Below are 13424 nucleotides of genomic sequence, written 5' to 3'. Positions count from 1 at the left end.
CCGGGCCGGCCTTCGCCTTGTCCGCGCCTTACAACGCAAAACGCCGGCTTTCGCCGGCGCCTTCACTGCAACCCGTGGCAGCCTGCGCTCAGCGCTGGCGAGCCTTGAAACGCGGGTTGGACTTGCAGATCACGAAGACCTTGCCGCGGCGGCGCACGACCTTGCAGTCGCGATGGCGGGTCTTCGCCGACTTCAGGGACGAGAGCACTTTCATGGCAATTCCTTGGGTAATTGGGGCGATAAAGAAGCGGAAGTATAGACCAGCCAAAATCCGCTTGCAATACAAGCCCTTGTCCGGCCCGCCGGGGGGCAACCCCAGCCCTAGGGCAGGTAAGCCTGGGTGAGGTTGTTCAGGTGCACCCGTTCGGCGTCCCGCAGCAGGGGCGACAGCAGCATCATCACCTGGACGATGCCGCCCCGGATGGCTTCGTTTTCGTCCTTGTCTCCGCGTGCGCTGGCGTAATTCATCCAGAACGTGGCAATGACCAGGATGTTGGTGGCCGTGGCCTCCACTTCGGCGGCGGAGGCCCGCATGACGCCGGCCTGCACCAGGCCCTTCATGCCCGACGAGGCGCCTTCGGCGGCCCGCTTGAGGATGCGGGCGAAGCGCAGGCGCAGGCGCCGGTTGCGGCTGAGGATGTCCACCAGGTCCCGGTACAGGAACCGGTATTCCCAGATGCACTCGAACACCAGGTGCAGCTGCAGCCAGATGTCCTCCAGGTCGCGCAGCCGGCCCTCGGGCGACACCAGTGCCGTGTCCATGCGCTCTTCGTAGCGCGCGAACAGCTGCTCGATGATGTCGTCCTTGTTGCGGAAGTGGTAGTAGAGGTTGCCCGGGCTGATTTCCAGCTCGTCGGCGATGTGGTTGGTGGTGACGTTCGGCTCACCCTGCAGGTTGAACATGGACAGGGACGTGTCGAGGATCCGTTGGCGGGTCTGGCGGGCCATGGGGCGGCGTCAGCCGCGCAGCTTCTTCACGAGGTCCACGTACTTCTTCATGGCGTCCTCGGGCTGGGTGCCGGCCAGCTTTTCCCAGGCCTCGTACTTGGCGGTGCCCACGAAATCGAAGAAACCGGGCTTGGGACCGCTGACGTCGCCCTCCGAACCCTGCTTGTAAAGGCCGTAGAGCCTGAGCATGGTGTCGTTGTCGGGTCGGTCCACCAGGCTCATCACGTCCTGGGCTGCTTTCTGGAACTGTGCTTTCAAATCGGCCATCGATCGATCCCCCGGGTGGAGCGAGGGTGATATCACGCGGCCCAGGGACGGTCAACGCACTGTTTGTCAGCGCGCCGCCGCTCTGGCAAGTTAGCCGGGTACGGCCGGCCATCGCGGCCCGGCCTGGTCCTAGGGCAGGGGAGAGCTCATGAGCTATTTCGTCACCGGCGCAACCGGTTTTATCGGGCGGTATCTGGTCAGCAACCTGCTCAAGCGCAAGGGCACGGTGCACGTGCTGGTGCGCAAGGGCTCGGAGAAAAAGCTCGAGGCCATCGCCGCCAGCATGGGCTGGGACCGCAAGCGCCTGGTCCCGGTCAGCGGCGACCTGTCCAAGCCCAAGCTTGGCCTGAGCGCCGCGCAGGTGAAGGCGCTGTCGGGCAAGGTCCAGCATTTCTTCCACCTGGCCGCCATCTACGACATGTCCGCGGACGCCGCGTCCCAGCAGGTCGCCAACATCGACGGCACGCGCCACGCCATCGAGCTTGCCGCCGCCATCAAGGCCGGCTGCTTCCACCACACCAGCTCCATTGCCGCCGCAGGCCTTTACCCGGGCGTGTTCCGCGAGGACATGTTCGACGAGGCCGAGGGACTCAAGGACCCGTACCTGCGCACCAAGCACGAGTCCGAGGGCATCGTGCGCAAGGAGTGCAAGGTGCCGTTCCGCATCTACCGTCCGTCCATGGTCATCGGCCACTCCAAGACCGGCGAAATCGACAAGATCGACGGCCCGTACTACCTGTTCGGCCTGATCAAGAAGATCCGCGCCACGCTGCCGCAGTGGGTGCCCACGCTGGGCATCGAGGGCGGTCGGCTGAACGTGGTGCCGGTGGACTTCGTGGCCGACGCCATGGACCACATCGCCCACAAGCGGGGCCTGGACGGCCAGTGTTTCCACCTGGTCGATCCCGAGCCCATGCGTTTCGGCGAACTGATGAACACCTTCTGCCGCGCGGCCCACGCCCCCGAAATGACGATGCGGCTCGACGCCCGAATGCTTGCCGTGGTGCCGGGCGCGGTGCGCGGCGCGGTGCTGAACCTGCCGCCGGTGAAGCGCTTCACTTCGATGGTGCTGCGCGACCTGAAGATCCCGCCGGCCACGCTTGCCTTCATCACCTATCCCACCCGCTTCGACACCCGCGTGGCGGAGCGTGCGCTCAAGGGCAGCAAGATCGCCGTGCCCGAGCTGGAAAGCTATGCCTGGCGCCTCTGGGACTACTGGGAGCGCCACCTCGACCCCGACCTGTTCGTCGACCGTTCGCTGCGCGGCAAGGTCGAGAACAAGGTCGTGCTGATCACCGGCGGTTCGTCGGGCATCGGCAAGGCGTCGGCGATCAAGATCGCCGAAGCCGGCGCCAAGGTCATCATCGTCGCCCGCGGCGAGAAGGAACTGTTCGAAACCCGCGACGAGATCATCGCCGCCGGCGGCAAGTGCTGGGCCTACACCTGCGACCTGACCGAGCTGGCCAGCTGCGACGAACTGGTCAAGACCGTGCTGGCCGAGCACAAGCACGTGGACGTGCTGGTGAACAACGCCGGCCGCTCCATCCGCCGCTCGGTGGAGGCCAGCTACGACCGCTTCCACGACTTCGAACGCACGATGCAGCTCAACTACTTCGGCTGCCTGCGCCTGATCATGGGCTTCCTGCCGGCCATGACCCAGCGCCGTCGCGGCCACATCGTCAACATCAGCTCCATCGGCGTGCTGGCCAGTTCGCCGCGATTCTCGGCCTACGTCGCCTCCAAGGCCGCGCTGGACGCGTTCAGCCGCTGCGCCCAGGCCGAGTTCAGCGGCAAGAACATCGCCTTCACCACGGTCAACATGCCGTTGGTGAAAACCCCGATGATCGCGCCGACCAAGATGTACGACTCGGTGCCCACGCTGACGCCGGAAGAAGCCGCCGACCTGGTGGTGAAGGCCATCATCGAACGCCCGAGCCGCGTCGCCACCCGCATGGGCATCTTCGCGGCCACGCTGAACGCGTTGGTGCCCAAGGCCTACGAAGTGATCATGAACACGGCTTTCGAGATGTTCCCGGACTCGGCCGCCGCCAAGGGCGACCGCAAGGCCATCAAGGAAGAATCGGCAACCAACGAACAGGTGGCCTTCGCGGCGCTGATGCGCGGCGTGCACTGGTAAACCGCAGGCCCGGCACGGCCTGCGCGAAGCAGGCCGCGCCGCGGAAAAGCCGACTGGAAGCCGACGCCCCCGGACTCAGGTCCGGGTTTTTGTTGCCGTTACTGGCACTGCCGCCAGCGGACAGGAACGCCTGATCCGGCCGGCGGTTCGAGCTGCAGGCGGGAATAGCGCAGCTCTTCGTACTCGAGCAGGACGGCGCAGGCGTCGTTGACGATGCCGCTGTCGATGCCGTCGCCGCTGGCCAGGCTGATGACCAGCGTGGAGGCAGTGGACCAGATGGCGTTGTTGGCCTGGGGCAGGTCCGCCACGCGCGCGGCCGCGACCCGCCGGCGTTGCGCGCGCTGTTCGTCGGTCAGTTTGGCGACTTCTTCAAGCGCCTTCATGGCTTTGCCGGCGGCTACCGAGGCCGGGTCCTGGAAAACGGCCGGCGCGGCTTCGGCCGGCGGCGGCGTGGCGGTGCTTGCCGCGGGGGCCGCTTCGATCTCGGAGGGTTGGCCGAGCGAAGCCACCGCAAACACCGCGGCGCCCAGGACCAGGCTGCCAACGATGCCCATGTGCTGGCCGCGCCGGATCTCGGCGGCCGCCTTGTCGCGGATGCCTTCCACCAGGGTCGGGGAAGCGAACGGCTCCACCTGCGGCCACAGCGTCCGGCCGTCGATGAGTTCAACGCCATAGCGGCGGGCCAGGTCGCGGGCGAAGGCTTCGGCGGTGCCCAGGGTGACCAGGATGCCGCTGCTGGCGCCCTGCAGCTGCACCGCGTTGGCGAAATCGCGCACGTTGGCCTCGCCCAGGCGGTAGGCCGTGCCGTGCTTGTAGCCCAGCAGGCAACGTTCGTCGCCATTCATCAGCAGGAACTCGGTGCCGCCGTCGCCGGGCTGGCGGCTGGACGGCATTTCAACGAAGCCCTTTTCGCCCAGCGCCTGCAGCACCAGGCCGGCGCATTCGCGCCATTTCATGCCTGCCAGGGCGCTGATGCCGGCGGCCGTCTCGGCCTTGCGGCGGCGGTGCACGCCAAACCACCAGGAGCTTGCTAGGAAGGCCGCCAGGGACACCAGCAGCGCGGTAATGAGCGGGGAAAGGCCAAACATCCAGCGGGCTCCGGGGGCGGTCGAGACGATATCAGGATAACGCGTAATGCCAGCCGTCCCGGCCCCTCAAAGCAAAAGGCCCGGCTCTGGGAGCCGGGCCTTGCCTGGAAAAGATGTCCGCCAGCCGGAAGCCGTAAGGGGAGGGAGCGAACGGACTTCGTTACTGGCTGGCGGACATAAACGGGTTCAACCGGCCTGCGGCGCGACCGGCTTGGGAGCCTTGGGCAGCGCCGGCTTGCGGGCGGCCTTGGCCTTCTTGGCCGCCGGCTTGCGGGCCGGGGCCTTGGCGACCTTGGCCTTCTTGGCCGGCTTGGCCTTCTTGGCCGCGGCCGGCTTGCGGGCGGTCTTGGCCGGAGCGGCCTTGCCCAGCTTGCGCAGTTCGGCGTTGAGTTCATTGACGCGGGCGTTCAGCTCGGCGAGGTCCTCGCGGGCCGGGACGCCAAGGCGGTTCAGCGCACGCTGCACGCGGGTTTCAAAGACAGTCTCGAGGCGGTCCCAGGTGTCGACGGCGCGTTCGCGCACCACGCCCACGCGGTCCTCGACGGCATCGCGCACGGCGTCAACCTTGCCGGTGGCAAGCTTGCGGGTGGTCTGTTCGATGGTCATGCCTTCCTTCACCAGGGCTTCGAAAAGCTTGGAGCCTTCGCCCTGCGCGCGGGTGAACGCGCCCACGCCGGCCATCCAGATCTGCTGCGCCGACTCAACCAGCGAACGCGACATCTGTTCGGCCTTCGCCTGCAGGTCAGGGTTGGACTTGGAGGTGCGCGGCTTGCTGGCGCCAGACTTCGCGCGGACGCTCTTCTTGAGCTTGGCCATGGAACGTTACTCCGGTAGTGAGGGTTGGGCGGCGTGCCCCAGTGGCGCCAATCTGCCGCGCTTGTCTAGAGTTTTCACACCAGAGCGCGCGCCTGCCCGGTGCCTATTTTTGCTGCGCTGCGGACCTGCGGCGCGGGCTGGTGCGGCGCTTCTTGAGCAGCGCATCCACGTCGTCCAGCGCCACGCGCAGGCGCGCCGTGGTGTCGGTGGGTTTGGGCACCAGGCCCAGGCCGTCCATGATCGAAGCGTCCGGGTTGTCCAGCACCTCCGCGCGCAGGCGCAGGCCGTGCCTGGCCAGCACCGGGGCCAGCTGCTCGCGCTTCCTGCGCAGGTCGGCCAGGGTGGAATTGAAGGCGTGCTCGCACACCCGCTGGCGCGATGAGTAGCTGAAGACGTTGGTGAAGAACATCTCGCCATCGTCTTCGTTGGGCTCGAACACCACCTGGTCGGTGTCGGGATACTGCTGGGCGTACTTGGCCAGCCCCACCTGCATGCGCGACTGCAGGATGGTGCGGAAGGTTTGCGAAAGCACCATCGGCAGGCCGCCGTGCGCCAGTTTTTCCAGGCCTTCGGGCGGCCGCCCGCCAAGGCTGGCGTTGAACGGCACGAACGGGTTGATGCCCAGCATCAGGTCGATGCCGTGGTCGAGCACCACCGAGGCGTGCATCGTCCGGCGCAGTGCGCCGTCGACGAAATGGTGGCCGCGGATGTCCACCGGCGAATACAGGCCGGGCAGGGCGGAGCTGGCCTGCACGGCGCGTGAGATCGGCACGTCGTCCCAGCCCTCGCCGCCGAAGCGCACGGCATGGCCGCTGTCGAGGTCAACGGCCACCACGTAAAGCTTGGCCGCCAGTTCGCGGAAGTCGTTGCTGCGGCCGCGGATGGTGAACACGTGGCGCAGGAAGCGCTCGATGCCGCGGTTGTCGAACAGGCCGGTGGGGATGGCCCCGCCGAAACGGCTGATGAGTTCGCTCAGGTGGGAGCCGGAAGGGTCCGTCACCACCCCCTTCCACCAATCGAAGGCCAGGCGCGGCAGGCTGGCGGCCCGCTTGAAGTACTCAAGGAAGGCCGGGCGCAGGAAAACCTCGGGGCGGAAGCGCACCTGGTCGCTGTCGCCGGTGATGAAGATCCGGCACATCTCGGCGGTATCGAGCCGGTTGGCCAGCCCGGCGGCGAGGAAAGCGCCCGAGCTGACGCCGACATAGACCTCCAGCCGGGTCAGGTCCAGGCCCTCGATAGCCACGTCCAGCGCGCGCAGGGCGCCCAGTTCGTACATGCCGCCGATGGGTCCGCCGCCGGCGATGGCCAGGCCGATGCGGCCCTGGCTGGGCTTGCGGCGCTTCCGGGCGGGCTGCAGAACTAGCATGCTATGGGTCGACTCCCTGACAAGGCGCGGCGATTGTAGCCCGCCCACGACCCCGGACAAGCGTGGCCCATCACGAAACCAACCCCGAATGCATCGTCCCGGCGGGCACGCCATGAGTCGCCAGCGGCTGGCCAAGCGCCTGGCCTGGCAGCAGGCCGTGCACGACCCCAAGCGCCAGCCGCTCAACCGGCTGCCCACCTTGCCTTTGCTGCGCGCCTGGCAGACCCAGCGCCTGGCGGATGGGTTCAAGGATTTCCTGGCCAACCCGCGCATGCGTCCGGCCGCCGAGTTCTTCCTGAGCGATCTTTACGGCGACCGGGACTTTTCGGCCCGCGATCGCGACGTCGCGCGGATCATGCCTATCATGTCGCGGCTGTTGCCCGAGTCGCTGATCGCTGCGGCCACCGACGCGATCGAACTGGCGGTGCTGAGCCACGCCTTCGACCTGCGCATGGCGCGCGCCCTGGCCGGCCGGCCCGAGCCGATGGCGCCGATCACGCTGGCCGATTACGGCGATGCCTACCGCCTGACGGGCTGCCCGCGGCTGCGCCGCCACCAGATCGAACTGGTGCTGGGCGTGGGCTGGACGCTGGACGCCTCGGTGCGCAAGCACGGCGTGTTCAAGCTGTTGCGCGCGTCGCGGTTCCCGGCCCGGGCGGCCGGGCTGTCGGAGCTGCAGGGGTTCCTGGAGCGCGGTTTCTCGGCCTTCGACGAGCTCGGCGGCGCCGGCGAGTTCCTGGAGGCCATCGGTCACCGCGAGCGCCAGGCGTCCAGCCGCCTGTTCGCCGGCGACCCGGACCCGTTCGGCGCTGGCGTCAGCCGAACTCCTCGTCGAGGTAGCGCTGGATCTCGCGCTCGATCGGGCCCTTGATGGCGCCCAGCAGGAATCCCAGCGTCGCGGTGACGTGGACTTCCTTGTTGGAAACGGCGATGTGCCCGTCCACGCCGCCGCGGGAGAACTCCATGCTGTTGCCGTTCCAGCCGTATTCGACGTCGAACTTTTCGGCGATGTGTTCGGCCACGCGCTCGATCGCGGCGCGCGCGTCCTTGAGCGGTCGGGAATGTTTGCGGCGGATATCAATATGGGACATGGGGCTCTCCTCGGCGGCCTATTCTGCGTTGATTCGCCGTAACCACCAAGGGCGTGCCGGGTTTGGGCCGTGTTAGATTCCCCCGCGGAGGAACCCGGATGCAGCTGACTTTTCCCAACGGCGAACACGCCAGCGTCACCCTGCAGGGCGAGGTGACCGTGGGCAGTCGCGCCGGCAGCCGGGTCTGCCTGCCCGAGCAGGGGCTGGCGCCCCACCACGCCAGCTTCCAGCAGGACCGGCGCGGCCTTTGGCTGCGCGTGCCGGCCGGTGCGCACGGGGTGCACCTCAACGCACGGCCGGTGCGTCGCCTGGCCCAGCTGCGCGCGGGCGACCTGGTGTGCCTGGACAAGCTGCGGCTGGTGGTTCGCGCCGACGACCTGCCCGAGATCGATCGCCGCATCCCCGTGTCCCCCCCCGCCGCCATCACCGAGTCGCAGCGCGTTCCGGCGTCCCGCGTGGTGCTGCGCGGCCTGTCTGGCCAGCACTTCGGACGCACCTACACCCTGACCGAGCCTCGCCTCATGGGTCGCTCGGCGTCGGCCGACATCCGCCTGGACGACGTGGCGGTGGCCGAGCGCCACGCCGTGGTCGAACTGCACGGCGACCGGGTAGTGCTGCGTGCCATGGGCAGCGACAGCAGCCAGGTCAACGGATTCCCGGTACGGGATGCCGTGCTGGCACCGGGCGACCAGATCGCCATCGACCAGCACCGATTCGTTCTGGAGGCCCCGGGACTGCCGCTGCGCGGCCAGATGGGCGGGCAGAAGCCCGTCGTCACCACCCACACGCAGACCATGAACGCCGTGCGCGTGCCGCTGGGCAACGACCCGGCGCCCGCCCGGGAAGAGCCGGTGGCGTCTGAGCCCAAGCGCGACCCGGTGGCGCTGTGGTGGCTGATCGCGGCGGCCACCGTGCTGGCCGCGGCGATGACCGCACTGCTGATCTATGCGCCGCGCATGGGTGCCTGAGCAGGCGGCTTGCGAAACCGCCACCACAGCCGAAGCCCCAGCAGCAGCGCCAGCACGGCGGCATAAACCAGCGGTTCGCGCAGGTCCGACTTCACCAGCCACAGGTAGTGCAGCACGCCCAGCACACCGACGACGTAGGCCAGCTTGTGAAGCTGCCCCCAGCGCCTGCCGAGCCGCCGCATCCAGCCCCGGGTGGACGTCAGCGCCAGGGGCACCAGCAACAGCCAGGCGGCGAAGCCCACGGTGATGTAGGGCCGCTTCACGATGTCGTCCAGAAGCTGCTGCCAGTACTGGCCCAGGTCCAGCACCACGTAGGTGGCAAGGTGCAGGCTGGCGTAGAAGAAGGCGTACAGGCCCACCAGTCGCCGGAAGCGGATGGGCCACGGTTGGCCCAGCAGCCGCCTCAGCGGCGTCATCGCCAGGCCCAGCAGCACCAGTCGCAGCGCCCATTCACCGGTCTGGTGGGTGATGGCCGCCACCGGGTCGGCGCCCAGCGTGCCGCCGAACGCTGCCTGGACCAGCAGGGCCAGCGGCAGCAGCGCCAGTGCGTGGGCCAGCGCCTTGATGCCAACCCATCGCCACTGCGGCGACGGCCGGCTCAGAACCACCGGCGCAGGTCCATGCCTTGGTACATCGACGCCACCTGGGCGGCGTAGCCGTTGAAGGGCAGGGTGGGGATGCGGTCGGCGAACAGCTTGCTTGCCGTGCCGGCGATGCGACGTTCGCTGCGCTGGCTCCAGCGCGGATGGTCCACGTCGGGGTTCACGTTGGAATAGAAGCCATATTCCCCGGGCTGTGACTGGTTCCAGCTGGTCACCGGCATCTGTTCGGTGAAGTCGATGCGCACGATCGACTTGATGCTCTTGAAGCCGTACTTCCACGGCACCACCAGCCGCAGCGGCGCTCCGTTCTGGTTGGGCAGCGGCTTGCCGTACATGCCGGTGGCCAGCAGGCTCAGTGGATTCATGGCCTCGTCCAGCCGCAGGCCCTCGCGATAGGGCCATTCAAGCGCCGGGACGCGGATGCCCGGCATCTGGTCGGGGTCGGCGAGGGTAGTGAAGGCGACGTACTTCGCGCGCGAATTGGGCCTGAAGCGCCGCAGCACTTCACCCAGCGGCACGCCCTGCCAAGGGATCACCATCGACCAGCCCTCCACGCAGCGCAGCCGGTAGATCCGGTCCTGCTCGGCGTGGGGCTTGAGGAAGTCGTCAATTGCGAACGTGCCGGTCACTTCGGCCTCGCCGCCCACCACCACCGACCATGGCGACGGCTTGAGGCTGGCGGCGTTGCGAGCCGGGTCGCCTTTGTCGGTGCCGAACTCGTAGAAATTGTTGTAGCTGGTGGCGTCCTGCAGCGTGGTCAGCTCGTCGCCCGCCAGGAAGCCATCCGTGGAGTCGGGTTTCCGGGCGACGGCAACGGCCGGCGGGTCCTCGGGCCCGGCGCAGCCCGCCAGCGCCAGCAGTGGACTGGCCAGGCCCAGTCCCATCAGCTGCCGCCGGCTCCGGTAAACGTGCTCCGGTGTGATCTGCGATGAGGGGATGTCGTCGGGCTGGCGTTCGTTCACGGGCGGGTTCCAGTTTTCGCCCCTTCGGGGCCGGTCGGGATGGCTATACTCGTCCAACAGAGGGGGCCACCGGGGAGAAGGATGCGCCTGGTTGACGCGTTCGAAGCGTCGGAAAGCGTCGTTGCGGTGCTCAGCGCCAGCGACGGCGTGTTCTTGGGTGTCAACCGCGCGTTCGAGCGTAGCACCGGCTACCGTCGCGAAGAGGTGATCGGCCGCCTTCCTGTCGAAGTGGACCTGTGGCCCGATCCGGAATTCCGCACCCGCATCTGGAGCCTGCTTCGTTCCGACCAACGCGTGGTGCAGATGCCGCTGCGCCTGGCCTGCGCCGGCGGACGAGTGCTGTCGGGCAACATCAGCGTCGAGCTGGCGGTGGAGGATGGCCAATCGCTGCTCTTTTGCCTCGTCAACCTGCTGCCCGAGGGGCAGGACGTGGTGGAGGCGCCAGTGGCGGACGTGCACTACCGTTCGCTTTACCTGGCGGCGTCGGAGGGTATTTACCGCTGCCTGCCCAGCGGCGGGTTCCTCGATGTGAATCCGGCAATGGCCCGCATCCTGGGCTACGACTCGCCGCGGCAGCTGCTGGTGCAGCTGGGAAAATCCGCCGCTGATCTTTACGTGGACCCGGACTACGTTGCCCGCGCGCATTCGATCCTGAACACCGGCGGGCGTCTCGAGCGAAAGCGCGCCAGGGTGTACCGCCGCGACGGCCGCGTCATCTGGATCAGCGAGAACGCACGCGCCATCCTCGACGCCCACGGGCAGGCGCTGGTGTTCGAAGGATCCCTGGTGGACATCACCGCCCAGGTGGAGGCCGAGCAGGCCCTGGGCGAGTCCAAGGCGCTTTACCAGGTGCTGGTGGAGAACAGCCGCGACGGCGTGTTCCTGATCCAGCGGGGCGTGGTCATCTTTGCCAACCAGGCCATGGCCCGCATCCTGGGCTATGGCTACGGCGAAGTCGCCGGCATGCAGTACATGGCGCTGGTGGACGAAAGCGACCTGGGTGCGCAGGCCGTCAGGCGCGAACAGCGTGAGTCCGGCTCACGCGACACCCAGGTCTATGAAGTCCACCTGCGCCGCAAGGATGGCTCACGCATCCTGTGCGAAGTGCGCGCCGACGCCGTGGAGTACCAGGGCGACATTGCGTCCACCGGCACGTTGCGTGACGTCACCGAAGACCGCCGCCGCCAGAACGAGGTGGCCGACGCCGAACAGCGCTACCGGGAATTGTTCGAGAATTCGCCGGCCGGCCTGTTCCGCTCCTCGCTGGACGGCCGGCTGATGGAAGCCAACCGGATGCTGGCCGGCATCCTGGGTTATGAAAGCGCCGACGAGTTCAAGTCAGCGGTGACCCGGATGGACCAGGTCTATGCCAATCCCGCCGAGCGAGTGCAGCTGGTCGAGCTGGCGCTCAAAGACGGCTCGTTCAACCATATCGAGACCCAGGTGGTCACGCGCGAGGGTCGACTGAAGTGGGTCAGCGCCAGCGTACTGTTGATCCGCGACGAGCGCGGCGAACCGCTGCACTTCACCGGGTCGGTGCTCGACATCGACCAGCGCCATGAGATGCAGCAGGCGCTGCTGCGCTCGGAGAGCAAGTACCGCACGCTGGTGGAGCACAGCCAGGTGGGTGTGTTCATCATGCAGGGGGACCAGTACACCTACGCCAACCATGCCTTCGCGGCCATGCTGGGGCGGGAAGACACCGGCCTGGCGGGGGTCAGCTTCAAGGACATCATGACGCCGGGCTCGGTGCTGATTTCCGAGGGCCGCGACCGCGACCGGTTGGCCGGGCTGCCCGTGGCGCCCGACTTCGAAACCTGTCTGCTGCACGCGCAGGGCAGGCGGGTGCACGTCCGGGTGAGCATCGGGCCGGTGATGCTGGACGGCGTGGAGCATTTGACCGGCACGGTGCTCGACATCACCCGCCAGCGCGAGGCGGAAGAGCGCCTGCGTCACCACGCCACCCATGACCCGCTGACCGGTCTGCCGAACCGGATGCTGTTCAACCAGCGCCTGGCCGACGCCATGCTGAAGTGCTCGGACGATCGGGACCGTCGCCGCCGTCCGTATGCCGTGCTGTTCCTGGACCTGGATGGGTTCAAGTGGGTGAACGACAGCCTGGGCCATGGGGCCGGCGATCGCCTGCTGGTGGAAATCGCCCGCCGCCTCGAAGACAGCCTGCTCGAGCACGTGCTGATTGCCCGCTATGGCGGCGACGAATTCACCCTGCTGCCCGACGGCGACTGCGACCACGACCGGGCCGTGGACATCGCCCGCAAGGTGCTGAAGCTGTTCGAGCGGCCCTTCGAGATCGCTGGCCAGCAGGTGTTCTCCGCGGCCAGCGTCGGCATCGTGATCGGCAGCACCGATTACGAATCGCCCGACCAGGTGCTACGCGACGCCGATACCGCGATGTACCGCGCCAAGGCGGCGGGCAAGTCGGGCTACGTGATCTTCGACGAGGCCATGCACCAGCAGGCGCTGAGCCGCCTGCAGCTGGAAACGGACTTCCGCCTGGCCGTGGAGCGCTCGGAGTTCCGCCTGCACTACCAGCCGATCATCGAACTGGCGACCGGCCAACTGGTGGGAGCCGAGGCGCTGGTGCGCTGGCGGCATCCCTTGCGGGGGCTGCTGCCGCCCGCCGATTTCCTGGCCGTGGCCGAGGAAACCGGGCTGATCGTCGAGATGGACGCCTGGGCCCTGCGCGAGGCCTGCCGCCAGTTGGCGCACTGGCGCGCCGGCTACCCCGAACACCGGGGGCTGACGATGAACGTCAATGTGGACGAACGGCAGATGCTTTCCCCCGAGATCGTCGAGGAAGTCTTCAGCCTGCTGCAGACGCACGGCCTGCCGCCGGCCAGCCTGCGCCTGGAGGTCACCGAAACCGCGTTCCGCGCCGGACGCGGCCAGGCCGAGCAGCGCCTGCTGTCGCTCAAGGCGCTGGGCGTGGGGCTGGTGGTGGACGACTTCGGCACCGGCTATTCGTCGCTGGAGTCGTTCGCCGCATCGCCCTTCGATGCGCTCAAGATCGACCAGGTCTTCATCCGGGACATCGAGTCCAACCCGCGCCATCGCGCCATCGTGCGCACCATCACCGCCTACGCCGACGAAATGGGACTTGCGCTGACCGCCGAGGGCAGCGAAACCCGCGGCCAGCAGGCGATGCTCAAGGCGCTGGG

13 protein-coding genes are annotated in these 13424 nt (G+C 67.8%); 4 read left to right on the top strand and 9 right to left on the bottom strand.

Annotation, left to right across the window (positions count from 1 at the left end):
- Positions 1-88: 88 nt before the first annotated feature.
- The 3 genes from ykgO to K0M70_RS12070 all read right to left on the bottom strand — a co-directional run bounded on the left by ykgO (position 89) and on the right by K0M70_RS12070 (position 1215).
- The gene (gene ykgO, locus K0M70_RS12080) at positions 89-214 is read right to left on the bottom strand and encodes a type B 50S ribosomal protein L36 (protein WP_005913193.1); all 126 of its coding nucleotides are present in this window, start codon (positions 212-214) and stop codon (positions 89-91) included.
- A gap of 107 nt (positions 215-321) precedes the next feature.
- The gene (locus K0M70_RS12075; RefSeq protein WP_290782271.1) at positions 322-948 is read right to left on the bottom strand and encodes a TetR/AcrR family transcriptional regulator; all 627 of its coding nucleotides are present in this window, start codon (positions 946-948) and stop codon (positions 322-324) included.
- A 9-nt stretch (positions 949-957) separates the two neighbouring features.
- The gene (locus K0M70_RS12070) at positions 958-1215 is read right to left on the bottom strand and encodes an acyl-CoA-binding protein (protein WP_290782268.1); all 258 of its coding nucleotides are present in this window, start codon (positions 1213-1215) and stop codon (positions 958-960) included.
- A gap of 148 nt (positions 1216-1363) precedes the next feature.
- On the opposite strand from K0M70_RS12070, the gene K0M70_RS12065 reads away from it, so the two are divergent.
- Positions 1364-3352 (top strand): SDR family oxidoreductase, encoded by a 1989-nt coding sequence (locus K0M70_RS12065; RefSeq protein WP_290782266.1) that lies wholly within the window; start codon positions 1364-1366, stop codon positions 3350-3352.
- Between the two features lie 98 nt (positions 3353-3450).
- Here K0M70_RS12065 and K0M70_RS12060 read toward each other — a convergent pair whose 3' ends face one another.
- The 3 genes from K0M70_RS12060 to K0M70_RS12050 form a co-directional block, all read right to left on the bottom strand.
- A complete protein-coding gene (locus K0M70_RS12060) occupies positions 3451-4440 on the bottom strand; it encodes a restriction endonuclease (protein WP_290782264.1) in 990 nt (329 codons plus the stop codon).
- 186 nt (positions 4441-4626) lie between these two features.
- Positions 4627-5256 (bottom strand): phasin family protein, encoded by a 630-nt coding sequence (locus K0M70_RS12055; RefSeq protein WP_290782261.1) that lies wholly within the window; start codon positions 5254-5256, stop codon positions 4627-4629.
- 103 nt (positions 5257-5359) lie between these two features.
- Positions 5360-6622 (bottom strand): patatin-like phospholipase family protein, encoded by a 1263-nt coding sequence (locus K0M70_RS12050; protein WP_290782258.1) that lies wholly within the window; start codon positions 6620-6622, stop codon positions 5360-5362.
- Between the two features lie 112 nt (positions 6623-6734).
- Here K0M70_RS12050 and K0M70_RS12045 point away from each other — a divergent pair, with 112 nt between their 5' ends.
- Positions 6735-7493, top strand: a complete 759-nt coding sequence (locus K0M70_RS12045; protein ID WP_290782257.1) for a hypothetical protein — start codon at positions 6735-6737, stop codon at positions 7491-7493.
- Here K0M70_RS12045 and K0M70_RS12040 read toward each other — a convergent pair.
- Complete coding sequence (locus K0M70_RS12040; RefSeq protein ID WP_290782254.1) at positions 7438-7713, bottom strand: polyhydroxyalkanoic acid system family protein; 276 nt, start codon at positions 7711-7713, stop codon at positions 7438-7440. The two genes, K0M70_RS12045 and K0M70_RS12040, sit on opposite strands and share 56 nt — an antisense overlap.
- 98 nt (positions 7714-7811) lie before the next feature.
- On the opposite strand from K0M70_RS12040, the gene K0M70_RS12035 reads away from it, so the two are divergent.
- Entirely contained in the window at positions 7812-8681 is an 870-nt protein-coding gene (locus K0M70_RS12035; RefSeq protein WP_290782252.1) for an FHA domain-containing protein, read from the top strand.
- Here the strand turns inward: K0M70_RS12035 and K0M70_RS12030 are convergent.
- Positions 8657-9226, bottom strand: a complete 570-nt coding sequence (locus tag K0M70_RS12030; RefSeq protein ID WP_290782273.1) for a protein-methionine-sulfoxide reductase heme-binding subunit MsrQ — start codon at positions 9224-9226, stop codon at positions 8657-8659. The two genes, K0M70_RS12035 and K0M70_RS12030, sit on opposite strands and share 25 nt — an antisense overlap.
- A gap of 53 nt (positions 9227-9279) precedes the next feature.
- The gene (msrP, locus tag K0M70_RS12025) at positions 9280-10245 is read right to left on the bottom strand and encodes a protein-methionine-sulfoxide reductase catalytic subunit MsrP (protein ID WP_290782250.1); all 966 of its coding nucleotides are present in this window, start codon (positions 10243-10245) and stop codon (positions 9280-9282) included.
- Positions 10246-10326: 81 nt separating this feature from the next.
- Between msrP and K0M70_RS12020 the strand changes: the two genes are divergently transcribed.
- Positions 10327-13424 (top strand): PAS domain S-box protein (locus K0M70_RS12020; protein WP_290782248.1); only part of this gene is annotated, 3098 nt, incomplete at its 3' end.

The sequence above is a fragment of the Arenimonas sp. genome (genome assembly GCF_019459675.1).
Classification (GTDB): domain Bacteria; phylum Pseudomonadota; class Gammaproteobacteria; order Xanthomonadales; family Xanthomonadaceae; genus Arenimonas.
The sequence above is the reverse complement of the archived record's forward strand: the minus strand, read 5'-3'. Positions and strand labels throughout refer to the sequence as shown.